24 protein-coding genes are annotated in these 21,494 nt (G+C 72.2%); 17 read left to right on the forward strand and 7 right to left on the reverse strand.

The window, feature by feature from the left end:
* Positions 1-27: 27 nt before the first annotated feature.
* From AB0O76_RS37840 to AB0O76_RS37850, 3 genes are all read left to right on the forward strand, one after another.
* A complete protein-coding gene (locus tag AB0O76_RS37840; protein WP_365501205.1) occupies positions 28-684 on the forward strand; it encodes a class II aldolase/adducin family protein in 657 nt (218 codons plus the stop codon).
* 276 nt (positions 685-960) lie between these two features.
* Positions 961-2,097, forward strand: coding sequence for a hypothetical protein (locus AB0O76_RS37845; RefSeq protein ID WP_365501207.1), 1,137 nt, complete (start codon positions 961-963; stop codon positions 2,095-2,097).
* An 88-nt stretch (positions 2,098-2,185) separates the two neighbouring features.
* Positions 2,186-3,625 carry a hypothetical protein gene (locus AB0O76_RS37850; RefSeq protein WP_365501209.1) on the forward strand — a complete coding sequence of 480 codons (1,440 nt, stop codon included), beginning with the start codon at positions 2,186-2,188 and terminating at the stop codon, positions 3,623-3,625.
* Positions 3,626-3,638: 13 nt separating this feature from the next.
* On the opposite strand, the gene AB0O76_RS37855 is transcribed toward AB0O76_RS37850, so the two are convergent.
* Positions 3,639-4,532, reverse strand: coding sequence for a neutral zinc metallopeptidase (locus AB0O76_RS37855; RefSeq protein ID WP_365501211.1), 894 nt, complete (start codon positions 4,530-4,532; stop codon positions 3,639-3,641).
* A 244-nt stretch (positions 4,533-4,776) separates the two neighbouring features.
* On the opposite strand from AB0O76_RS37855, the gene AB0O76_RS37860 reads away from it, so the two are divergent.
* The 4 genes from AB0O76_RS37860 to AB0O76_RS37875 all read left to right on the forward strand — a co-directional run bounded on the left by AB0O76_RS37860 (position 4,777) and on the right by AB0O76_RS37875 (position 9,168).
* A complete protein-coding gene (locus AB0O76_RS37860; protein ID WP_365501213.1) occupies positions 4,777-5,877 on the forward strand; it encodes a hypothetical protein in 1,101 nt (366 codons plus the stop codon).
* A gap of 95 nt (positions 5,878-5,972) precedes the next feature.
* Entirely contained in the window at positions 5,973-7,571 is a 1,599-nt protein-coding gene (abc-f, locus tag AB0O76_RS37865; protein WP_365501215.1) for a ribosomal protection-like ABC-F family protein, read from the forward strand.
* Between the two features lie 394 nt (positions 7,572-7,965).
* The gene (locus AB0O76_RS37870) at positions 7,966-8,187 is read left to right on the forward strand and encodes a helix-turn-helix domain-containing protein (protein ID WP_055550175.1); all 222 of its coding nucleotides are present in this window, start codon (positions 7,966-7,968) and stop codon (positions 8,185-8,187) included.
* A gap of 168 nt (positions 8,188-8,355) precedes the next feature.
* Positions 8,356-9,168: an enoyl-CoA hydratase/isomerase family protein gene (locus AB0O76_RS37875; protein WP_365501217.1), complete on the forward strand. Its 813-nt coding sequence runs from the start codon at positions 8,356-8,358 to the stop codon at positions 9,166-9,168.
* Between the two features lie 79 nt (positions 9,169-9,247).
* Here AB0O76_RS37875 and AB0O76_RS37880 read toward each other — a convergent pair whose 3' ends face one another.
* Complete coding sequence (locus AB0O76_RS37880; RefSeq protein WP_365501219.1) at positions 9,248-9,985, reverse strand: nucleopolyhedrovirus P10 family protein; 738 nt, start codon at positions 9,983-9,985, stop codon at positions 9,248-9,250.
* A gap of 89 nt (positions 9,986-10,074) precedes the next feature.
* On the opposite strand from AB0O76_RS37880, the gene AB0O76_RS37885 reads away from it, so the two are divergent.
* Genes AB0O76_RS37885 through amaP form a run of 5 tightly spaced genes read left to right on the forward strand, consistent with a single transcriptional unit; the run spans position 10,075 to position 12,394 of the window.
* A complete protein-coding gene (locus tag AB0O76_RS37885) occupies positions 10,075-10,566 on the forward strand; it encodes an Asp23/Gls24 family envelope stress response protein (RefSeq protein ID WP_365501221.1) in 492 nt (163 codons plus the stop codon).
* Between the two features lie 27 nt (positions 10,567-10,593).
* Positions 10,594-10,782, forward strand: coding sequence for a hypothetical protein (locus AB0O76_RS37890; RefSeq protein WP_135335341.1), 189 nt, complete (start codon positions 10,594-10,596; stop codon positions 10,780-10,782).
* Between the two features lie 3 nt (positions 10,783-10,785).
* The gene (locus AB0O76_RS37895; protein ID WP_365501223.1) at positions 10,786-11,130 is read left to right on the forward strand and encodes a hypothetical protein; all 345 of its coding nucleotides are present in this window, start codon (positions 10,786-10,788) and stop codon (positions 11,128-11,130) included.
* Positions 11,127-11,810 carry a DUF6286 domain-containing protein gene (locus tag AB0O76_RS37900; protein ID WP_365501225.1) on the forward strand — a complete coding sequence of 228 codons (684 nt, stop codon included), beginning with the start codon at positions 11,127-11,129 and terminating at the stop codon, positions 11,808-11,810. The genes AB0O76_RS37895 and AB0O76_RS37900 overlap by 4 nt, the downstream gene beginning before the upstream one ends.
* A 5-nt stretch (positions 11,811-11,815) precedes the next feature.
* Positions 11,816-12,394, forward strand: a complete 579-nt coding sequence (gene amaP, locus AB0O76_RS37905; protein ID WP_365501227.1) for an alkaline shock response membrane anchor protein AmaP — start codon at positions 11,816-11,818, stop codon at positions 12,392-12,394.
* A 127-nt stretch (positions 12,395-12,521) separates the two neighbouring features.
* Here amaP and AB0O76_RS37910 read toward each other — a convergent pair whose 3' ends face one another.
* The 5 genes from AB0O76_RS37910 to AB0O76_RS37930 form a co-directional block, all read right to left on the reverse strand.
* Positions 12,522-13,277 (reverse strand): SDR family oxidoreductase, encoded by a 756-nt coding sequence (locus AB0O76_RS37910; RefSeq protein WP_365501229.1) that lies wholly within the window; start codon positions 13,275-13,277, stop codon positions 12,522-12,524.
* A 42-nt stretch (positions 13,278-13,319) separates the two neighbouring features.
* Entirely contained in the window at positions 13,320-14,108 is a 789-nt protein-coding gene (locus tag AB0O76_RS37915) for an SURF1 family protein (RefSeq protein ID WP_365501311.1), read from the reverse strand.
* A 96-nt stretch (positions 14,109-14,204) separates the two neighbouring features.
* Positions 14,205-14,438: a hypothetical protein gene (locus AB0O76_RS37920; RefSeq protein ID WP_135331724.1), complete on the reverse strand. Its 234-nt coding sequence runs from the start codon at positions 14,436-14,438 to the stop codon at positions 14,205-14,207.
* 90 nt (positions 14,439-14,528) lie between these two features.
* Positions 14,529-15,554 carry a DEDDh family exonuclease gene (locus AB0O76_RS37925; protein WP_365501231.1) on the reverse strand — a complete coding sequence of 342 codons (1,026 nt, stop codon included), beginning with the start codon at positions 15,552-15,554 and terminating at the stop codon, positions 14,529-14,531.
* A gap of 31 nt (positions 15,555-15,585) precedes the next feature.
* Positions 15,586-16,236, reverse strand: coding sequence for a TetR family transcriptional regulator (locus tag AB0O76_RS37930; protein ID WP_365501233.1), 651 nt, complete (start codon positions 16,234-16,236; stop codon positions 15,586-15,588).
* A 96-nt stretch (positions 16,237-16,332) separates the two neighbouring features.
* Between AB0O76_RS37930 and AB0O76_RS37935 the strand changes: the two genes are divergently transcribed.
* From AB0O76_RS37935 to AB0O76_RS37955, 5 genes are read left to right on the forward strand one after another with little or no spacing between them, the layout of a single operon-like run.
* Positions 16,333-17,130, forward strand: coding sequence for an acetoacetate decarboxylase family protein (locus tag AB0O76_RS37935; protein WP_365501235.1), 798 nt, complete (start codon positions 16,333-16,335; stop codon positions 17,128-17,130).
* Between the two features lies 1 nt (position 17,131).
* The gene (locus tag AB0O76_RS37940; protein ID WP_365501237.1) at positions 17,132-18,016 is read left to right on the forward strand and encodes an SDR family NAD(P)-dependent oxidoreductase; all 885 of its coding nucleotides are present in this window, start codon (positions 17,132-17,134) and stop codon (positions 18,014-18,016) included.
* A 14-nt stretch (positions 18,017-18,030) separates the two neighbouring features.
* The gene (locus AB0O76_RS37945) at positions 18,031-19,329 is read left to right on the forward strand and encodes an amidohydrolase family protein (protein WP_365501239.1); all 1,299 of its coding nucleotides are present in this window, start codon (positions 18,031-18,033) and stop codon (positions 19,327-19,329) included.
* Positions 19,330-19,385: 56 nt separating this feature from the next.
* Positions 19,386-20,624, forward strand: a complete 1,239-nt coding sequence (locus AB0O76_RS37950) for an amidohydrolase family protein (protein ID WP_365501313.1) — start codon at positions 19,386-19,388, stop codon at positions 20,622-20,624.
* 47 nt (positions 20,625-20,671) lie between these two features.
* Entirely contained in the window at positions 20,672-21,388 is a 717-nt protein-coding gene (locus AB0O76_RS37955) for a VIT family protein (RefSeq protein WP_365501241.1), read from the forward strand.
* Positions 21,389-21,494 lie beyond the last annotated feature (106 nt).

The raw sequence follows: 21,494 nt of genomic DNA on the forward strand, positions 1-21,494 counted from the left end.
CGCGACCCCGGCTGGCAGGATCACGGCATGACTGAGCAGCGGCAGGACGCGGTGGAACGGGCCTGGGGCGATCTCGTCGCGGCGGCTCGCAGGACCGTCTCGGACGGCCTGGTGGTCGGCACGTCGGGCAATGTCTCCGTACGCGTCGGCGGCACGATCCTGGTCACCCCGAGCGGAGTCCCCTACGGCCGCCTCACGCCGCGGGACGCGGTCGGCGTCGACCTCGACGGCGAGCGGCTCTTCGGCGACCTCGCCCCGACCAGCGAACTGCCGATGCACCTCGCGATCTACCGCAACACCTGCGCCGGAGCCGTGGTCCACACCCACGCGGTGCACGCCACCGCCGTCTCCACGCTGCTGCCGGAGCTGCCGCCGATCCACTACATGGCGGCCTCGATGGGCGGCCCCGCCCGCGTCGCCCGGTATGCGCCGTACGGCTCGGACGAGTTGGCCGAGAACATGCTGCACGCCCTGCGCGAGCGCACAGCTTGCCTGCTCCAGAACCACGGAACCATCACATACGGAGACACTCTGGACCAGGCGTACGACCGCACGGCACAACTGGAGTGGATGTGCCGCCTCTGGCTGACGGCAAGCGCGATCCCCGGGCGGGAGCCGACGCTGCTCTCGGGCCCCCAGCTACGGGAAGCGGAGGAGCGGCTGCGGGGGTATGGGCAGGGGTAGCCTGCCGCGGCACTACACCGCCGCTCCGCGGCGGATTTTTCCCGCCCACCCACCCGATTGCCCGGCGGCTGCCCACCCAGGCCGCCCCGTTTGTGGGCAGGCGTTCCGCACGGCGGAACGGGTGGGCACAAACGGCCCACGGCCCGCAGACGAACACCGGGGTCCGGGGCGGAGCCCCGGAGGTACAGGGGAGAGCCCCAGCCGCCAAGCCCCGCGGAGTCACCCCGCAGCCCCCGCCCACTGGCCGTACCAGCCCGCCCCACAGACACTGAAGAAGTGCGCCCAGCCAAAGCGACGGCAACGGCCGTCACCGCCGCAGCGACCGCCCTCCTGGCCGGCGCAGCCGCCATCGCGGCAGGCCGCTTCGCCAGCAACGCCGCCCTCAAGGCCCCGGCAGGCCGCCCCCTGCCGACCGAACCCCGGCTCACGGTCCACGCCACGGCGGCGGGCCAGATCACCCTGACCCGCGCCCTCGCGAGCCTCCGTCCCGGTACATACGGTCTCGGCGGCGACGGCAGCCACGCGGTGATCGGCCCGGTCGTCGACTCCGCACCGCACGAGGCCGACACCGTCGTACGCCGTCTGGAAGCCGTCACCCACGGCACCCTGGACGCCGGCGCACGGGTCCGGCTCACCCCGCAGGTGTACATCGGCGACCCGCACGCCGCGCTCGACATCGACCACGCGGACGTCGACATCCCCGGCGAACTCGGCGGCCTGCCCGCCTGGTTCGTGCCCGGCGCCCGCGACACCTGGGTGATCACCGTGCACGGCCTGGGCACCACCCGCGAGCACCCCATGGTCGTCATGGACTTCCTGCACCGCCTGCAGTTCCCGGTCCTCGACCTCGCCTACCGCGGCGACCTCGGCGCACCCCGCTCCCCGGACGGCCTCGGCCACCTCGGCGAGACCGAGTGGCGCGACCTGGACGCGGCCATCCGCTACGCCGTGCGCTACGGCGCCGAGAACGTGATCGTGCACGGCTGGTCCACCGGCGCCGCCATGGCCCTGCACGCCGCCGCGTACTCGGCCCTGCGCGACCGCATCAGCGGCCTCGTGCTCGACTCCCCGGTGCTCGACTGGGAGGTCACCCTGCGTGCGCTCGCCGCGGCCCGGCGCACGCCGGGCTTCCTGTTGCCGCTCGCGGTGCGCGCCGCCCAGGGGCGGACCGGTCTGCGCGGCGACCGCATCCTGGAGGCCGCGGACCCCGACGTGCTCAAGGTGCCGACCCTGCTTTTCCACGGCCCCGACGACGTCATCGCCCCCTGGGACCTGTCCCGCCAACTGGCCGCCCGGCGCCCGGAACTCGTCACTCTCCACACGGTTCCGGATGCGCCCCACAACGCCATGTGGAACGCGGACCCCGCCGGGTACGAAGAGGCGCTGCGGCGCTTCCTCACGCCTCTGATGTAGCGCCCCGCACACCCCGGACGTAGCGCTCCGGAGCCTCACGAAGGCATTCCGTTTGGGTTTTCGGACCGTCAACAGGAAGACTGCTCCCGTGACGTCCCGTATCCCGCGCGACTCAAGGCTCCGACTCGTCCGTGCTCAGTCCCCGATGGCCGAGAGGCGAGCGGCGGCGGATCGCGGCGCAGCGCGCCCCCTGGCCGCCCCCGGCGCAGTGACCGAGGCCCGTTCGCGCCGTCCCGCGCCCCGGCCGCCCGAGGGCACCCCGGCACCCGCCGAGCTGGCCCGCATGGCCCGCGCCGGTCTCGCCGACGCCGTACGGGTGGCCCGCTGGGCCGACACGTCGCTGCGCCCGGGAAGCGGTGGTGGCGAGCGCGACGGCAAAGGGACCCTCTCCACCGCCACCGCCGAACGGGCCGCGGCAGAGCTCGCGCTGACCGAGGATCAGGTCAGGTCCGACTGGGACACCGCACGCCTCGCGGGACTCATCGAGGTGCACGGCGACAGCGCGCGCCCCGGCTGGCGGCTGCGCGCCTGGGACCGCGACGACGCCGCCGTGCTGCGCGGCTGGGTCGCCCTGTTCGACGCCTGGTCGCTCGCGCACGCGGCATCGCGCGAACTGCCGCCCGCCGTCGTCGCCGAGACCGTCGAGGCCATGCCGCAGCTCCTCACCCTTCTTCAGCTCTCGGCGGGACCCGTCCCCGTGCCGCAGCTCCTGGACCTCCTGGACCAGCGCGTCACGGAACTGCGCACGGAACGCTGCGAGATCCCCTACGGCCCGCAGCCCGAGCCGTTGGACCCCGATGACACCCCCTCGCTGCCCACCCTCCTCGACTGGGCCCTGCGCGGCCTCGCCGCCGTCGGCGCGCTGACGTACGCCGACGGGCAGGCCACGCTCACGCCGCTCGGCAGCTGGGCGGTCTGGGTCAAGCTGGAGCAGATCTGCGTCGCGGCGCAGAGCCCGGCAGGGCACATCGAGCAGGCGGCCGCCGACATGCTGCGCGGCTGCGCACGGCTCCGCCCCAAAGCGGCCCGTTCCGAGTACCGCGCCTGGCTCGCCGCCCGCCCCGTCGGCAGCGCCGTCACCGAGCTCCTTGAGGCCGCGCGCGGCGAGGACGCCCTGCTGCGCGGCCTCGCCTTCGAGGCCCTGCGGGTGGTCGGCGCCCCGGCCGAGGCCGAGGTGCGGGCCGTCGTGGACGAGGCATCGCTGCGGCCGTACGCCCTGATCTGGCTGGCCGAGCAGGAGGGCGCCGACCCCGAGGACGTCCACCTGGTCCTGACCCGTGACGAGTCGACGTGGCTGTGGGTCGACACCGCGGCGGCCGTCGCCGATCACGGGGAGACCCATCTGCTCATCCGCCACCTGGAGTCCGCGGTCCAGCCCACGGTGCCCGCGCTCCTGGACGAGGTGCGCCGGATCGGCCACCCCCGCACCGTCCAGGTCCTGGTCGCGCTGGCCGCCGCGCACCCCGACCCGGCGCTGGCCAAGGCCGTCCGCCGGGCTGCTTTCCAGGTGCACACAGGAGGGGTGTAGCAGCTCATCCCGCTCACCGGAAGGTGTTGCACTGCCCCATGTCGCCGGTGCGGTAGCCCTCGTAGAACCACTGCTGCCGCTGCTCGGCCGAGCCGTGCGTCCAGGTCTCGGGGGTGACCCGGCCCTGGAACCGCTCCTGGATGCGGTCGTCGCCGACCGCGGCCGCCGCGTCCAGGCCCTCGTGGATGTCCGCTTCGGTGAGGCTGGTGATCAGCGGCCTGCCCGTCCGGTCGTCGGGGGTGCGGGTCGCGCGGCGCGCCCACACGCCCGCGTAGCAGTCGGCCTGCAGCTCGACCTTCACCGCGTTGCTGTTCCGTCCCGTGCGCCCGTCCTGGGAGCGCCGCAGCGTCCCCATGAGGTTCTGCACGTGATGCCCGTACTCGTGTGCCACGACGTACGCCTGCGCGAAGGGGCCACCGCTCGATCCGAACTTGGTCCGCAGCTCCTCGAAGAACCCCAGATCCAGATAGACCTTCCGGTCACCGGGGCAGTAGAAGGGGCCGACCGCCGATGACGCGGCGCCGCACGCGGTGCCGACCCGTCCGGTGAACAGGACGGTCTGCGCGGGGGAGTAGGTCCCGCCCCTGAGCTGGAACTCCGGACGCCAGTAGTCCTGCAGGCTGTTGACCACCGCCACGATGCGGCAGTCCTCCTTGGTGTTCGCGTCCTGTCCCGTACGGCAGCTCTGCTGCACCTGCGCGAGGGACGAGGAGGAGGAGGCGGCGGGCTCGTCACTGCCCGAGGAGAGGCCGAGCTGGTCCGGGCCGACCCCGAAGAGCAGCCCGAGCACCAGCGCGATGAGCCCCGCGATGCCGCCGCCGACAGTCGCCTTTCCCCCGGGGATCCGGCTGCCCCGCACGTCCCGCACCTCGGACGTGTCCAGATCGGCGTCGTCGTCGAACTGCATGGGCGCACCACCCTCAGCCTCGCATCCGGGCCGACGTCCGCCGCCCCGCGCGCCTTCATCCTGATACGCCCCTCTCCACCCGGCGCCGGACGGAGGTCCGAACGGGGGACGCCCGCCGAGCGGCGCGCCGGACGCCCGGGTCGCACGCTGCCACCGCCGCTACGCTCTGCGCCTGTTCCGTGGGCACGACCGGGCATGGGTACCAAGGGGGCGCGTCGTGAGGTGGGTACCAAAGGGGGGCGTCATGGCCGCCGCACCGATCAAGGCAGCTGGACCGAGGACGGTGGCGGCCTGCTCGCCGGTCGAGGCGGCTGGATTGGGGGCGGCGGCCTGTGTGTCGATTGAGGCGGCTGGATCGGGGGCGGCGGCCTGTGCGTCGATTGAGGTGACGGGATCGGGGGCGGAGGCCCGTGCGCCGGTCGAGGCGGCCGGATCGCGGGCGGTGGCGGCCTGCGCGCTGGTCGAGGCGGCCGGATCGGGGGCGGTGGTGGCCCGTGCGCTGGTCGAGGCGGCCGGAACGGGGTCGGTGGCCCGTGCGCCGATGGAGGCGGCCGGATCGCGGGCGGCGGTGGCCCGTGCGCCGGTCGAGGCGACCAGACCGCGGGCCGCGGCGGCCCGCCGTGGTTCCCGGCTTGCGCTCCCTGTGGGCCTCGCGCTTCTCGCCCTCCCGCTGATCACCGCCGCCCACCACTCGCGCCCGGCCCCCTACGGAGACCACATCACCGTCCACGCGCGCGTGGACGCCGACAGCGCCGACCCCGAGCTCCGCACGAAGGGGCACACCGTCGAGGCGTACGACCCGGCGACCGGCCGTGCTCGCTGGACCTACGGCCGTGCGGGACACCGGCCGCTCGCGCTGTTCCCCGCCCCCGGTCACGCCGTCGCGCTCTGGAGCGACGGTCTCGTCACCGACACCGCACGGGCCGACGGCAGCGCCGTCCGCTGGCACCGTGCCATCCCCGGCAGCGCCTCCTGGCTGCGCACCCCCGCCGCCCGCGGCGCCGCCGGAGTCCTGCAGTCGCTCGATCCGCGCGGCCGCATGATCGCGGTCGTCACCCCGCACCGCATCGCCGCCTACCGCAGCGCCGACGGCGACCTGCGCTGGGTGCTGCCCGCCCGCGGCGGCTGCGCCTTCGAGCCCGCCCGCTCCGTACGCCACGGCGCGGCCCTCCTGGTCGCCCAGCCCTGCCGCGACGCCGCAACTCCGTGGACCTCGCAGCTGATCGCGATGGACGACCTCGGCCGGATCGTGCCGCGCCGCACCCCGCTGGGCAACGAGCTGCCGGGGGCCGCCCCCGACGGCGTACCGAACCGGGCAGAAAAAGTGTTTGCGCGGCCCCGGTAGAATTGCCGTCATGGCCATTCTCCTCGTGCATTAGACGGCGTGATCGCCCTCCATCAACCCTTCCGCCGTCCTTCCCCCTGCCCTGGAGTCTGTCCGTGATCACCGCTTCCGGCATCGAGCTGCGCGCCGGCGCCCGCATCCTCATCGAGAACGCCACCTTCCGCATCGCCAAGGGCGACCGCATCGGTCTGGTGGGCCGCAACGGCGCGGGCAAGACCACGCTCACCAAGTGCCTGGCCGGTGAGGGCATCCCGGCCGGCGGCACCATCAGCCGCGGCGGCGAGGTCGGCTACCTCCCGCAGGACCCCCGCACCGGCGACCTCGACGTGCTGGCCCGCGACCGCATCCTCTCCGCCCGCGGACTCGACGTACTCATCCGCAAGATGCGCGAGAACGAGCAGCGCATCGCCAGCGGCTCGGGTGCAACGCGCGACAAGGCGATGCGGCAGTACGAGCGCCAGGAGACGGAGTTCCTCACCAAGGGCGGGTACGCCGCCGAGGCCGAGGCCGCCACCATCGCCGCCGCGCTCAACCTCCCCGACCGTGTGCTCGGCCAGCCCCTGCACACGCTCTCCGGTGGTCAGCGCCGCCGTATCGAGCTGGCCCGCATCCTCTTCTCGGACGCCGACACGCTCCTCCTCGACGAGCCCACGAACCACCTCGACGCCGACTCCATCGTCTGGCTGCGGGACTACCTGAAGACGTACCGCGGCGGCTTCATCGTGATCTCCCACGACGTCGACCTGGTCGAGACGGTCGTGAACAAGGTCTTCTATCTGGACGCCAACCGCGCCCAGATCGACGTCTACAACATGGGCTGGAAGCTCTACCAGCAGCAGCGCGAGTCCGACGAGAAGCGCCGCAAGCGCGAGCGCCAGAACGCCGAGAAGAAGGCCGCGACGCTCCACTCGCAGGCCGACAAGATGCGCGCCAAGGCCACCAAGACCGTCGCCGCGCAGAACATGGCCAAGCGCGCGGACAAGCTCCTCGCGGGCCTGGAGGCGGTGCGCCAGAACGACAAGGTCGCCAAGCTGCGCTTCCCGGAGCCCTCGCCGTGCGGCAAGACGCCGCTGATGGCGGAGGGCCTTTCGAAGTCGTACGGCTCGCTGGAGATCTTCACCGACGTCGACCTCGCCATCGACAAGGGATCCCGCGTCGTCATCCTGGGTCTGAACGGCGCGGGCAAGACCACCCTGCTCCGGCTGCTCGGCGGCGCCGAGAAGCCCGACACCGGACAGGTCATCGAGGGCCACGGCCTCAAGCTCGGCTACTACGCGCAGGAGCACGAGACCCTCGACCCGGAGCGCACGGTCCTGGAGAACATGCGCTCGGCCGCGCCCGACCTGGACCTCGTCGAGGTCCGCAAGACGCTCGGCTCGTTCCTCTTCTCCGGGGACGACGTCGACAAGCCGGCGGGCGTGCTCTCCGGCGGTGAGAAGACCCGCCTCGCCCTTGCGACGCTGGTCGTCTCGTCCGCCAACGTCCTGCTCCTCGACGAGCCCACCAACAACCTCGACCCGGCGAGCCGCGAGGAGATCCTCGGCGCCCTGCGCACATACAAGGGCGCGGTCGTCCTCGTCACGCACGACGAGGGCGCGGTGGACGCCCTCCAGCCGGAACGGATCATCCTGCTGCCCGACGGCGTCGAGGACCTGTGGGGCCAGGACTACGCGGATCTGGTCGCACTCGCCTGATCTCCTCTTGATCTCCTCTTCATCCACGGGCCCTCGCGCGAGGGGTCCACTTTGGTTGATCGAATGACTGATCCACTGCGTATGGATCATTCGGCCGATCCGTGATCCTTCATCTGTGTGAGGCCGCCTCGTACCGAGGTGCGGGATACACGGATTTCCCCTGTGCGGCGGGCGTGGACCGCGGTTCTCGCCCGCCACCGCGCTGACCTGGCACTTCTCTCGACAACCCATTCGGTCGTACGGAATTCAATGCGCGGAACCGTTAATTCCGCTCGTGGTGGCCCGTTCTGGAGCGGCAAACCTTGTCGTACGGACCTTGCCGAATGGGTGGCCAGGAAGCCCGGGAGGGGTGATCATGAGAAGTCCAGAGCGCACTTCCCATGAGGAGGCACGGGTGGCCGAGACTCTGAAGAAGGGCAGCCGGGTAACCGGCGCCGCGCGCGACAAGCTCGCGGCAGACCTGAAGAAGAAGTACGACGGCGGTGCGAGCATCCGGGCGTTGGCCGAGGAGACCGGTCGTTCGTACGGCTTTGTGCACCGGATGCTCAGCGAGTCCGGAGTCACGCTGCGGGGACGCGGCGGGGCGACGCGAGGCAAGAAGGCCGCGGCCGGCTGACGGCCGCGGGCAGTTCACCGGCTTCGACGGTGGCCACTCGGCCGATCGTCCCCCGGAGCCCTTAGGGGACCTGGGGGTGACCCCTGATCGGCCGGGTGGTTACTGTGCAGTCACTTACGGGCGCACGCGTGTGCCCGCACCGACCGCACACCACCATCGGAGGCCCCCATGGTTTCGCCCGGCAGTGAACTCGGCGGACCCGCACCGGTACTCGACAAGGACGGCGTACGCCTGACTGTCGACGAGGCCGTCGCCACGGTGACGCTGGCCAACCCGGCCAAGCGCAACGCCCAATCTCCCGCGCTGTGGAGGGCGTTGGCCGAGGCAGGCCGGATGTTGCCGGGCAGTGTCCGCGTCGTGGTGCTCCGAGGTGAGGGCAAGTCCTTCTCCGCGGGCCTCGACCGCCAGGCGTTCACGCCCGAGGGCTTCGACGGTGAGCCGTCCTTCATCGACCTCGCGCGTGGCGACGACGGCGTCCTCGACGCCACCATCGCCGAGTACCAGGAGGCGTTCACCTGGTGGCGGCGCAGCGACATCGTGTCCATCGCCGCCGTCCAGGGGCATGCTATCGGTGCGGGCTTCCAGCTCGCGCTCGCCTGTGATCTGCGGATCGTCGCGGACGACGTGCAGTTCGCCATGCGCGAGACCAGCCTGGGCCTGGTGCCCGACCTCACCGGCACGCACCCCCTCGTGGGTCTTGTCGGCTACGCCCGCGCGCTGGAGATCTGCGCCACCGGGCGGTTCGTCCACGCGCCCGAGGCCGAGCGTGTGGGCCTCGCCAACCTTGTCGTGTCCGCGGACCAGCTCGACGCGTCCGTACGCGACTTGGCGGCCGCGCTGCTCGCCGCGCCGCGCGACGCGGTCATCGAGACCAAGGCGCTGCTGCAGGGCGTCTCCGGTCGTACGTACGAGGAGCAGCGCACCGCCGAGCGGGCCTCGCAGGGGCGTCGGCTGCGGGACCTGGCGGGGCTTGGCGACTGACGCTCCGCTGGGCTGGGCAGATTCCGTCTGCGGGTGTGTTGTGGCTGGGCGCGCAGTTCCCCGCGCCCCTTCGGGGCGCTCACTCCTCGACGGCTGTGATCAGTACGGCCACCGAAGGGTGGTCCGGGAGTGCCTCGCCGACCGCCGTGCGGACCGCGAGTGCCACGTCCAGGGCGCGGTGCTCGCGGGCCGTCGCCAGTTCCACGCGTGCGTGGCGGCGCGGCAGGGCCGCTTCCGCCGCGGGTGACTCCTCGATGTGCACCGCGCGGCCGAGTCCGCCGAGCGCGCCGGTCAGCCTGCGTACGCCGGGCACGCCCAGGGCGGCCGCGGCCACTTGAGCCTCGTCCCCGCTGCCGGAGGGCGGCTGGGCCTCTGCCGGTGGCTGCTCCTGGCCGGGGGAGGCTGCCGCGGGGGCCTCGCCCTCGTCGAGCAGGGCCGTCACGCTGAGGTCCACCTCATCGACCGCAAGGCCGAGCCGGTCGCCGGCCGCCGCGAACAGCGCCTCGCGGAGTCTCGCCGCAGCCGCGGGAAGCGGCTCGGTCGCGGCGGCCGCGAACTCCGCCGTGATCCGCAGCGGCCCCGGCGGCAGCGCGCTCGGCGGCGCCGGCACCGAAGCGACGTACGCATCGGAAGGATCGGCCAGGGCCAGCCGCAGGCTGCCGAGCCGCACACCGCTGACCCCCTGTGCCGCACGGCGCAGCACTCCGCACGCCGCCGACTCCGTAACCCAGGCGCCGTCGCCCGGTCCGCCGAGCGGCAGCACCCGCCCCAGGCCGAGTTGCCGCCGTACCGCCTCAGTCCACCCGTCACCGGTCATTGCTCCAGCCTGCCGCATCCCTGGCGCGCGACGGCGCAACCGCACTTAGTGTGGGCGAAGGAGCACATCCCCTTTTGAAAGGGACGGCGATGACCGACACCGGACAGCGGAAGCGGCCCCAGGAGAGCCTGGAGAAGGAACCCTCGGTTGAGGCGGTGGGGAAGACCGGCGCGACCAGGCGCGGCGGCGGAGATCCCGCGACCAGGGGGCGCACCACCATCGCGGACGGCGTGGTCGAGAAGATCGCCGGGCTCGCGGCCCGCGACGTCGTCGGCGTGCACGCGATGGGCGGCGGCCTCGCCCGGACCTTCGGAGCCGTACGCGACCGGGTACCAGGCAGCTCCAAGTCCGTGTCGCGCGGCGTGAAGGCCGAGGTCGGCGAGGTGCAGACGGCACTCGACCTGGAGATCGTCGTCGAGTACGGGGTCTCGATCGCCGATGTCGCCCACGCCGTACGGGAGAACGTCATCGGTGCGGTCGAGCGCATGACCGGGCTCGAGGTCGTCGAGGTCAACATCGCGGTGAGCGATGTGAAGCTGCCGGACGAGGAAGACGATGAGCCGCAAGGCCGCCTTCAGTGACCCAGTCGGCTTGTTGAGGAGCGCGCGATGAGCATGGCCGTGATCGGCATGGTGGCCGGAATGGCGCTCGGCTTCGCCGGGTACTTCGGCGGGTTCGGGGCGTTCCTTCTGGTGGCGGCCCTCGGCGCCATAGGTTTTGTCGCCGGCCGGTTCCTCGAGGGCGACCTCGACCCGGGCGACTTCTTCCGTACCCGTGGCGACGACCGGCGGCGGTGAGCCGTGGCGGCACAGGTCGCGCCGGCGTGGCGCGGCGCCACCCGGATCGCCGACCGGGTCGTCGCGAAGATCGCCGCGCGGGCGGCGCGCGAGGCGCTGGGCGCGGTCCCCGCCGACGGCTCGCCGCCGCACGCGACGGTCACCGTGCGCCATGATGTCGCGCGCGTGCGCATCAGCGTGGAGCTGGACTACCCCTCGGACATCGGCGCGCAGTGCGAGGCGGTGCGTCGCCGAGTCGCCCAGCGGGTAAAGGCGTTGGCGGGGATGGAAGTGCCCGAGGTCGCGGTCCAGGTCGAGCGGCTGCACTCGGCACAGGTGCGCGCCGCGGCGCAGGGGAGGACGCGATGAGTGAGACCCAGGGGCCGGAGGGCGGGGGCGGTGGTGGCACACAGCCGGTGCCGGTCATCGAGCGGGCCGGCAGCGATCTCGACCAGTCGGCGTCCGCGGCCTCCTACGATCCGCCTCCCACGCTCGCCGACGACACCAAGGCGACCCGCTTCTGGTCGACCCGGCGCGCTCCCGCCACCGTCCTCGCACTGCTGATCCTCGGCGGTGCGGGGCTTCTGCTGTACGACATCGCGGCCGTGCGCGCCGGGCACTCGGCGATGGCGTGGCGGCGTGACCTCGCCCATGAGCTGGCCGAACGGCCGCTGGACAGTACGTCGGTGCTTGCCGGCGCGGGGGTCGCGGCGGCCGCCGGGGTGTGGCTGATCGTGCTCGCCGCGACGCCGGGGCTGCGGGCCGTGCTCGCCATGCGGCGCGAGGACGACGACGTACGGGCCGGTCTCGACCGCGGGGCCGCGGCGATGGTGCTGCGGGACCGGGCCATGGACGTGTCCGGGGTGCAGTCGGTGCGGGTCCGCATGACGCGCTCCAAGGTGGACGTCCGCGCGATCTCGCACTTCCGCGAACTGGACGACGTACGCGGCGACTTGGACGCCACGCTGGCCGACGGCATCAAGGACCTGGGCCTCGGCCGCGGTCCCGCGCTATCGGTACGGGTGGCACGGCCGGGCAGAAAGGGCTGAGCGCGATGCTGAGGACGGTCAACCGCGTGGTGCTCGGCCTGCTGGGACTCGCCCTGCTGGTGATCGGCGGTTCGGTGCTCGCCATCGGCCTCGGCGCGAGCCCGCCCTCGTGGTGGGTGCACGAGGGGAAGCACGATGTCCTGCTCAGCGACGCGGACCGGGAGCAGTGGCGGGACGACGGCTGGTTCTGGCCCACGGTCATCGGTGTGCTCGCGGTGTGCGTGCTGCTCGCCCTGTGGTGGCTCTCCGCGCAGTTGCGGCGGCGCCGCCTTGCGGAGGTGCTTGTGGAGACGGGGGACGGGGAGGGGGCGCTGCTTCGGGGCCGGGCCCTGGAGAGCGTCCTCGCGGGCGAGGCCGAGTCGCTGGAGGGTGTGCAGCGGGCCGCCGTCTCCCTGACGGGCCGTCGCAACGCTCCCGAGGCCCGGGTGTCCCTCCTCCTGGAGCCGCACGCGACACCGGGCGAGGCGCTCCATCGGCTCTCGGCGGAGGCGCTGGCGCATGCGCGCGACTCCGCGGGATTGGCGAGGCTGCCCGCGGTGGTGCAGCTGCGGGCGGTGAAGCACAGGGCGGAGCGGGTGAGCTGAGCGCTGCGCCGGCTTTGGGCACCGTCGATCACCGGCTCCGCCGCGTTCGTCGTCAGACTCCCCCAAGCTCTTAATGAGCAGGGGGACCCCCTCGACGGGCTGGATACTGCCCCGGCCCACCTGCCCGTCAGAACCCCCGCCGAGCCCCGCCATCCACCGGCAGCATGACCCCCGTCAGGTAGGACGCCGCGGGAGAGAGGAGGAACGCGGCCGTGTGGCCGAATTCCTCCGGAGTGCCGTAGCGGCGCAGTGGGATGCGGGACTCGTTCGCCGCCCGCGTCGCCTCGGGATCCGCCGAGAGACCGTCAAGCTCCCGCACCCGATCCGTGTCGATACGGGCCGGGAGGAGTCCGACGACGCGAATGCCCCGCGGCCCGAGCTCGTCGGCCAGCGACTTGGCGAAGCCGGCAAGGCCCGGCCGCAGCCCGTTGGAGATCGTGAGACCCGGAATCGGCTCGTGCACGGACGCGGAGAGGACGAAGCCGATGACACCCCCCTCACCGAGCTCGGCCGCGGCGGCCCGCGCAAGGCGCACCGCCCCGAGGAAGACGGACTCGAACGCCGACTCCCACTGCTCGTCCGTGTTGTCGGCGGCGAACCCCGGCGCGGGACCCCCGACACTGATCAGCACACCGTCGAACCGCCCGAACCGCTCCCGCGCGGCCTCGATCAGCCGCCCGGCGACGGCGGGGTCGCCGTTGTCCGCCGCGATGCCGACCGTATCGGGGCCCAGCGCTTCCGCGGCTTCGGCGACGGTCTTCTCGTCCCGCCCGGTGATGAGTACCTTCGCGCCGTCCGCGATCAGCTCACGCGCGGCGGCGTTGCCCAGGCCGCGGGTGGCGCCGGTGATGACGTAGACACGGTCCTTCAGTCCAAGATCCATGGCCCTATCCTGCCGCGTCACGGCCGGGGAACGCGAGGCCCGTCACACAGCCGCAGGCGTCGCCTCCGGCGCGGACTCATCGGCGGCCGCCGCGCGGTCCCGCACTTCGCGGCGGACCAGGATGACCCAGCCGATGGGGACGCCCGCGCAGAACAGCCACCACTGGACCGCGTACGCCATGTGCGGGCCGATGTCGCCGTGCTCGGGCTCGCCGATCGGCTGGGGGGTGCCGGACGCGGGCTCCGGCGCGGTCAGTTCGATGTAGCCGCCGAGGACCTGCTTGCCGAGGCTGTGCGCCTGCTGCCCGCTGCTGATCAGCATGATCTGACGGTCCGGAAGACCCTGGAGGTCCTTGATGCCGCTCTTCGCGGACGTCTCGTCGGCCATGAGCCTGCCGGTGACGGTCAGCTCGCCCTTGGGTGCCGGGGGAACCTTCGGGAACGCGGTCTGCGGCCCGTTCGCCGGGATCCAGCCCCGGTTGACGAGGAGCACCTTGCCGTCGTCGAGGACGAACGGCGTCAGGACGTGGAAGCCGATCTCGTCGTCGGAGTTCGTGCGGCGCCGCACGACGACCTCGTGCTCCGTGTCGTACGTCCCCTTCGCGCTCACCCGGCGATAGCGCTCGTCGTGCGAGACGGCGTGGCCGGGGGACGTGAGCCGCTCGGCCGGGACGGGCTCGGCGTCCAGCGCCTCGGAGATCTGCGCGTTCTGTGCGACGCGGTCCTCGTGACGGTGCAGCTGCCAGAAGCCCAGCTCGATCATCGTGGGGATGAGAACGAGGGCGATGAGGGTGAGGATCACCCACTGCCGGGACAACAGGAAGCGGTACACCCCACGACGGTACAACTCGGTCGTGGGGTGCACGGGGGTGGGGTACTCCGGAACGGAGCCGCGGAGGGCCGTGGGGGCGCAGGGGAGAGGCCCGGGTCACACCCTGTCGACGATGCCCACCTGCCCCTCCGCCCGCGAGCAGTGCGCACCGCAGTACCACTGCCCGTCGGCCTCCACGCCCTGGCCGATGATCCGGCACCGGCAGTGCTCACAGATGGGCGCCATGCGGTGAATGGCGCAGGAGAAGCAGTCGAAGACGTGCACCGCGCCTTGCGCGTGCACCTCGAAGGACATGCCGTAGTCGTTTCCGCAGACCTCGCAACGTGCCATGCGCCACAGGGTGGGATGCGCGGCGCCCGCATGCGAGCGGGCAGGCGGGGCGCGTCCCGACAATCACCCGTCTGACACCCGCCCGGCGGCTCAGCCCTCCGCCGCCGGAGCGACGTCCTGGAGGAGCTGGCCGAAGGCCGCCTCGTCGATGACCGGGGTGCCGAACGCCCGCGCCTTGGTGGTCTTGGACGTACCCGAATCCGGGTCGTTCGTGACGAGCAGGCTGGTCAGCCGCGACACGCTCGTCGCGATGTGCAGTCCGGCCTCCACCGCGCGGTCCTCGAGCAGCTCGCGCTCGATCGAGGTGTCCCCGGAGAACGCGACACGCATGCCCTGCTGGAGCGGCCTGCCCGGCTCGTACCGCCCCGGGTTGGGGTAGGGGCAGGCGGGCCGCTTGCGTGAGGGGCGCCAACTCCCTTGGCCGTACGAGGAGTACGAGGAGTATGAAGAGGATGACGAGGATGCTGAGCCGGGTCCCGTCGGCTGGCGGACGATGCGCGCCGGGCCGTCGGACCACTCGGTGAGCGGACGGCACTCCAGGAGCGGCAGCCGCACCCCGCCGTTCGCCGCGGCCCGCAGGCTCGGCCGGAAGGCCTCGGCGAGCACGCGCGCGTCGTCGAGCGCGTTGTGCGCGTTGCGCTGCTCGACCCCGAAGTGCGCGGCGAGCGACTCCAGCTTGTGGTTGGGCAGCGGGAGCCGCAGCTCCTTGGAGAGGGCGATCGTGCACAGGCGCTGGCGCACCGGGGCGGTGCGCTCCGCGCGTGCGTACTCCCTGGCGATCATCGACCAGTCGAAGACGGCGTTGTGCGCGACCAGGACGCGGTCGGCGAGGCGCGCGGCGAACTCGTCGGCGATGTCCTTGAAGAGCGGCGCGTCGGCCAGCATCGAACTGGTGAGTCCGTGGATCCAGACGGGGCCCGGATCGCGCTGCGGGTTGACCAGCGTGTACCAGTGGTCCTCCACCTCGCCCTGGGCGTCCACCCGGTAGACGGCAGCCGACACTATGCGGTCGTCGCGGGCAAGACCTGTGGTCTCCACGTCGACGACCGCGTATCCCGTGGGATACGCGGCCGGCCAGGGGGCTGCGGACGCTGCGGTCGTCTGGTCTTCGAGCATGGTCCATGAGGATACGGGCCACGACTGACAGTCAGGTCCCCGGTCCGAGCAGTCCGGCCACCAGCGCGCGCACGGATGTCGTGAACAAGGCCTCCGGGTCAACCGGTGCGGCGAGCGCGCCGGCGAGCTCGGGATCGTCCTCGGCGGTCTCCACCGTCCACAGCTCCTCCTCGCCGGGCCGCTGCACAGGCGCCCGTTCGCGGTTGCGCTCGACCAGGACGTGCCCGACGACATGGACCTGCACGGCGCGCACGGCGTCGGCCGCGCGTGTGCCCCGCAGGCCCGCGGCGTGCACCTCGTGCACCAGGACCCGCTGCGTGGGCAGGAACATCCGCTCGGTGAGGCCGCGTTCGTGGACCATCGCGACGAGGTGCGGATGGTCGCGCAGCTCGCGGCGCAGGGCGCGCGCCACGGAGACGATGCGCCGGTCCGGGGTCTTTCCGGAGGGGCGGATCTCGCGCAGGTCGGCGACGGTGCGCTCGACCAGGGCGTCCAGGAGCGACTCGCGGTTGCCCACGTGCCAGTAGATCGAGGTGACGGCCGTGCCGAGCTCGGCGGCGAGCTTGCGCATCGTCAGGCCCTGCGGGCCGTGCTTCTTGACGAGCGCGGTGGCGGCGGCGAGCACCTGCTCCCGGTTCAGATGCGTGCGCGTTCCTTCGTGACGCGGCTCTTCACTCTTCACGGGTCCTGTTGTAACTGTGTTACAGAACCTTCCGCAAGACCTCCCGCAAGTCCCCGTCGCGGGCCCGACTCCCGCGCTGACGAAGGGTGGTACGACATGGCACGCGTACGTTACGGAGCGCGCACCGAGGCGGAGATCGCCGCGACGCGCACCGCGAGCTCGAAGCTCCCCGACATCTGGTCCACCGGTGTGGTGGCCGTCTGGGAGAGCGACCCGGACGCGGTGGCCGCGGTCCTTCCGCCACCGCTCAAGCCCACGCACCGGCCCCTGGTGCGGGCCAACATCAGCAAGGTCGACCTGCCGGGCTATCCGCTGGGCGCGGGCTCGGTGGCGGTGGCCGCCGAGCACGGGGGAGTGGAGGGCTGGTATCCGCTCGTCATGCCGATGACCCACGAGCGGGCCCTGATCGGCGGGCGCGAGGTCTTCGGGGAGCCGAAGAAGCTCGGCGAGGTGGAGGTGGAGCGCGACGGCCTGGTCGTCGGCGCCCGGCTCGCCCGGCACGGCATCGCCTTCGTCGAGGTGCGTGGCGCGGTCAGCGGCCCGCTGCCGCTCCCGGAGCCGGCCCAGAAGACCGACTTCTACTTCAAGTTCCTTCCAGGAGTGGACGGTTCGGGCTTCGACGCGGACCCGGTGCTCGTGCACTGCGTACGCAACGAGAAGGTCCGCAAGCTGGAGGGCATCACCGGCGACATCGTGCTGCGCGAGTCCATGTACGACCCGATCGCGGACCTCCCCGTGCGCGCGGTCGTCGAGATCACCATCGGCGAGAAGACCACCGACCAGAAGGGCCGCGTCGTCGAGCGGGTCGGCGCGCAGGCCCTGCTGCCCTACATCCACCAGCGCTACGACGACCCGCAGCAGATCCTCGACGGCCCGCCCGAGGGGAGCGTCTGAGATGGAGTTGTGCGATGGGCAGGTCGCCGTCGTCACGGGCGCGGCGAGCGGCATCGGCCTCGCCATGGCACGGCGGTTCGCGGCGGACGGCCTGAAGGTGGTCCTCGCGGACGTCGAGGAGGGTGCCCTGGAGAAGGCGGCGGCCGGGCTGCGCGAGGACGGGGCGAGCGTGCACGCGCGCGTGGTCGACGTCGGCTCGCGCGAGCAGGTCTTCGCCCTCGCCGACGAGGCGTACGAGAAGTTCGGCGCCGTCCATGTGCTGTGCAACAACGCGGGTGTCGGCTCGGGCGCCGAGGGCCGCATGTGGGAGCACGAGCCGAACGACTGGAAATGGGCCTTCGAGGTCAACGTGTGGGGCGTCTTCCACGGCATCCAGGCCTTCGTGCCCCGGATGATCGCGGGCGGCGAGCCGGGCCATGTCGTCAACACCTCCTCCGGTGACGGCGGCATCGCGCCGCTGCCGACGGCGTCCGTGTACGCGGTCACCAAGGCCGCCGTGGTGACGATGACCGAGTCGCTGTACGCCCATTTGAAGGCGGAGCACGCGCGCGTGGGCGCCTCCGTGCTCTTCCCCGGGCCGCACATGCTGCGCACCGGGTTGTGGGAGTCGCACCGCAACCGCCCCGACCGGTACGCCAAGTCCCGCCCCCGCAGGACCCCTTACCGCAGCCTCGACCAGTGGGAGTCCGCGATGAAGGACGCGGGCCAGGAGGTGGAGTTCACCCCGGTCGAGGAGGTCGCCGACTTCGTGGCGGAGGGGATCGCGGCCGGGCGCTTCTGGCTGCTTCCGGAGAGCGAGCACAGCGACCGGCAGATCAAGGCGAGGTCACGGTCGATGCTGGACCGCGCCGATCCGTCGTACTTGGAAAGCTTCATCCTCGACTGAATGAGGGACGTGTGATGACGGCTCAGCAGAACGATCCGTACCTGATCATCTCCTCCGACTGCCACGCCGGGCTCCCCACCGAGGAGTACCGGCCCTATCTGGACAGCCGCTTCCACGACGAGTTCGACCGGTTCCTCGGCGAGCGCGACGCCCGCCGCCAGGAGGCGACCCGGCTCGGCATCCGCAACGACGCGTTCGCCGCCAAGTGGTTCCAGGACAACGAAGAGGGCCTGCGCGGCGGCTGGGACACCGCGCAGCGCCTCAAGGAGCTGGACGGCGACGGGGTGGCCGCCGAGGTCGTCTTCCCCGACGCGGACGCCGTCGACAGCCAGACGGCGGCGCCCTTCGGAGTGGGCCTCGGCCTCTCCGGCGACCAGGACCCCGAGCTCGGCATGGCGGGCGCGCAGGCGCACAACCGCTGGCTCGCCGACTTCGTCTCCGAACACCCCGAACGGCACTGCGGCGTCGCCCTGTTGCCCATCACCGGAGAGGCCGACCGGGTCGTCGCCGAGGTGCACCGGGCCAAGGAGTCGGGGCTCGGCGCGCTGATGATCCCCTCCATGTGGGTCGACAAGGCGCCTTACCACGACCGGCGTTACGACCCGGTGTGGGCGGCGGCGGCCGAGTGCGCGATGCCCGTGGTCACCCACTCCGGGGCTGCGCCCCGCCACGAGTACGGCGACCACCTCGGGATCTACGTCTCCGAAGTGACCTGGTGGCCCGCGCGGCCGCTGTGGTTCATGCTCTGGTCGGGCGTCTTCGAGCGCCACCCGGGGCTGAAGTTCGGTGTCGCGGAGTCCGGCTGCTGGTGGCTGCCGAACCTCCTGTGGTTCATGGACCGCCTCTACCTGGGCGCGCACGGCGGCAAGAAGCTCTCCCCGTTCGCGGAGCTCAAGCGGCCACCGCACGAGTACCTGGACCGGCAGATCTTCATCTGCGCCACCAACACCAAGCGCCGCGAACTCGCCCAGCGCTACGAGATCGGCGTCGACAACATCCTCTGGGGCAGCGACTTCCCGCACCCCGAAGGGACCTGGCCCGACACGCGCGCGTGGCTGAAGAAAACCTTCCACGACATCCCGGTGGGGGAGACCCGCCGGATGCTGGGCCTCGCGGCGGCGGAGGTCTTCGGCTTCGACACCGAGAAACTGGCACCGCTGGCCGCCCGCATCGGCCCGACGCCCGCCGATCTCGGCCAGGCCACCGATGGGGCGGCCCAGGCGGCGGTGGAGGCCTCCTGGGCGCGCTCGCGCGACGTGGGCCGCCACTGGCTGACGGAGAACGACTTCCCTGTACTGGGGGCGGACACATGAGTCAGCAGCGCATGACCGAAGAGCGCACGACCGAAAAGCGCATGACCGAAAAGCGCATGACCGAAGAGCGCTACACCGTCATCTCGGCCGACTGCCACGCAGGCGCCGATCTCCTCGACTACAAGCCCTACTTGGAGTCCCGCCACCACGACGCGTTCGACGCCTGGGCGGCCACCTACGTCAATCCGTACGAGGACCTGCTCGCCGACACCGCCGACCGCAACTGGAACTCGGACCGCCGCGTCGCCGACCTTGAGCAGGACGGCATCGTCGCCGAGGTCGTCTTCCCCAACACCATCCCGCCGTTCTTCCCGAGCGCGTCCCTGATGGCCCCGGCGCCCACGCGCGAGGAGTTCGAGCAGCGCTGGGCGGGCCTGCGGGCCCACAACCGCTGGCTCGCCGACTTCTGCGCCGCGGCTCCCGGCCGCAGGGCGGGCGTCTTCCAGATCCTCCTCAACGACGTCGACGAGGCCGTCAAGGAGATCAACTGGGCGGCCGACGCCGGGCTCAAGGGCGGCCTCCTGCTGCCCGGCACACCGCCGGGATCGGGACTCGCCGAGCTCTACTCGGCGACGTACGACCCCATCTGGGCGGCCTGCGCCGAGCGCGGTGCGCCGGTCAACCACCACGCGGGATCGGCATCGCCGCCGTTGGGCGAGGAACCGGCCGCGCGCGCCGTCTTCATGGTGGAGACGACGTGGTTCTCGCACCGGGCGCTGTGGCACCTCGTCTTCGGCGGCGCCTTCCGCCGTCACCCGGAGCTCAGGCTCGTCCTCACCGAGCAGGGCTCGGGCTGGATCCCGGGCGTGCTCGACATGCTGGACTACTACCACGGGCGCCTGGTCGCGGCGGCTTCGAAGGCGGACACGGCCGAGACCGCGGAGTCGAAGTTCGGTGCGGGCCTTGCCGATTCGATGGGCAAGGGGCCGTCCGAGGTGTGGCGCGAGAACTGTTTCGTGGGCGCGAGCTTCATGCGCCCGCACGAGGCGCAGATGCGGGACCGGATCGGCCTCGACAAGATCATGTGGGGCAGCGACTACCCGCACGACGAAGGCACGCACCCCTTCTCGCGCGAAGGCCTGCGCATCGCCTACGCGGGTCTTCCGAAGGAGGAGATCGCGGCCATGGTCGGCGGCAACGCGGCCCGCGTCTACGGCTTCGACCTGGAGCTCCTTGACGCGATCGCGGCGAAGGCAGGACCGACCGTCCAGGAACTGGACGAACCCCTCAAGGAGACACCCGCCGGCGCGACGAGCCCGGTGTTCGCCCCGGGAGGGTCGGTACGCGTCTGGTGACGGCGTGCCCCGCCGCCCTCGCTCACCCGGGGTGAGACCCTCCCCGGGTGAGCGATCAGGCACCGGAACACGACGAGGCGCACGGCGGCGCGCTCGCCTCCCGGCTCAACTGGCTGCGGGCCGCCGTGCTCGGGGCCAACGACGGCATCGTCTCCACGGCGGGCCTGGTCGTCGGCGTCGCGGGCGCCACCGGGGACCGCGGCACCCTGCTCACGGCAGGACTTGCCGGACTGCTCGCCGGGTCGATGTCGATGGCCGCCGGCGAGTACGTCTCCGTGTCCACCCAGCGCGACTCCGAGAAGGCCGCCCTGGCCATGGAGAAGCGCGAGCTGCGGGAGCAGCCCGAGGCCGAACTGGTCGAGCTGACCGGCCTTCTGGAAGAGCGCGGGCTCAGCCGTGATGTGGCCCGCGAGGCGGCGCAGCAGCTCACCGAGCGGGACGCGCTGCGGGCCCACGCGCGCGTGGAGCTCGGTATCGACCCCGACGCGCTCACCAACCCGTGGCACGCGGCCTGGGCCAGCTTTGTCGCCTTCACCGCGGGCGCGCTCCTTCCGCTTCTCGCGATCGTGCTGCCGCCCGCCGACTGGCGCCTCGCCGTCACCGTCGTCTCGGTTCTCGGCGCGCTCGCCCTCACGGGCTGGAGCGGCGCGCGCCTCGGCTCGGCGGCGGTGCGTCCTGCCGTGGTGCGGAACGTGGGAGGCGGAGCGATGGCCATGGCGGTCACCCACGGGGCGGGCGCACTGCTGGGGGCGGTCGGTGTCTGAGCGTCCGCTTTTGGCGGGGCCCGCCAACATACGCCGTCTTACCAGCGGTAATACTTGTCGGTAACTACGTCTAGCGGCGGCCCGTCAGGGGCCTTTACGGTGCACG

This window comes from Streptomyces sp. NPDC086554 (assembly GCF_040686095.1).
Classification (GTDB): domain Bacteria; phylum Actinomycetota; class Actinomycetes; order Streptomycetales; family Streptomycetaceae; genus Streptomyces.

Excerpts from the sequence above, each read along its gene's own strand:
- AB0O76_RS37840 (WP_365501205.1), top strand. The coding sequence starts at position 28 with ATGACTGAGCAGCGGCAGGACGCGGTGGAACGGGCCTGGGGCGATCTC.
- AB0O76_RS37855 (WP_365501211.1), bottom strand. The coding sequence starts at position 4,532 with ATGCAGTTCGACGACGACGCCGATCTGGACACGTCCGAGGTGCGGGAC.
- AB0O76_RS37860 (WP_365501213.1), top strand. The coding sequence starts at position 4,777 with ATGGCCGCCGCACCGATCAAGGCAGCTGGACCGAGGACGGTGGCGGCC.
- AB0O76_RS37875 (WP_365501217.1), top strand. The coding sequence starts at position 8,356 with ATGGTTTCGCCCGGCAGTGAACTCGGCGGACCCGCACCGGTACTCGAC.
- AB0O76_RS37880 (WP_365501219.1), bottom strand. The coding sequence starts at position 9,985 with ATGACCGGTGACGGGTGGACTGAGGCGGTACGGCGGCAACTCGGCCTG.
- AB0O76_RS37885 (WP_365501221.1), top strand. The coding sequence starts at position 10,075 with ATGACCGACACCGGACAGCGGAAGCGGCCCCAGGAGAGCCTGGAGAAG.
- AB0O76_RS37890 (WP_135335341.1), top strand. The coding sequence starts at position 10,594 with ATGAGCATGGCCGTGATCGGCATGGTGGCCGGAATGGCGCTCGGCTTC.
- AB0O76_RS37900 (WP_365501225.1), top strand. The coding sequence starts at position 11,127 with ATGAGTGAGACCCAGGGGCCGGAGGGCGGGGGCGGTGGTGGCACACAG.
- amaP (WP_365501227.1), top strand. The coding sequence starts at position 11,816 with ATGCTGAGGACGGTCAACCGCGTGGTGCTCGGCCTGCTGGGACTCGCC.
- AB0O76_RS37910 (WP_365501229.1), bottom strand. The coding sequence starts at position 13,277 with ATGGATCTTGGACTGAAGGACCGTGTCTACGTCATCACCGGCGCCACC.
- AB0O76_RS37920 (WP_135331724.1), bottom strand. The coding sequence starts at position 14,438 with ATGGCACGTTGCGAGGTCTGCGGAAACGACTACGGCATGTCCTTCGAG.
- AB0O76_RS37925 (WP_365501231.1), bottom strand. The coding sequence starts at position 15,554 with ATGCTCGAAGACCAGACGACCGCAGCGTCCGCAGCCCCCTGGCCGGCC.
- AB0O76_RS37935 (WP_365501235.1), top strand. The coding sequence starts at position 16,333 with ATGGCACGCGTACGTTACGGAGCGCGCACCGAGGCGGAGATCGCCGCG.
- AB0O76_RS37940 (WP_365501237.1), top strand. The coding sequence starts at position 17,132 with ATGGAGTTGTGCGATGGGCAGGTCGCCGTCGTCACGGGCGCGGCGAGC.
- AB0O76_RS37945 (WP_365501239.1), top strand. The coding sequence starts at position 18,031 with ATGACGGCTCAGCAGAACGATCCGTACCTGATCATCTCCTCCGACTGC.
- AB0O76_RS37950 (WP_365501313.1), top strand. The coding sequence starts at position 19,386 with ATGACCGAAGAGCGCTACACCGTCATCTCGGCCGACTGCCACGCAGGC.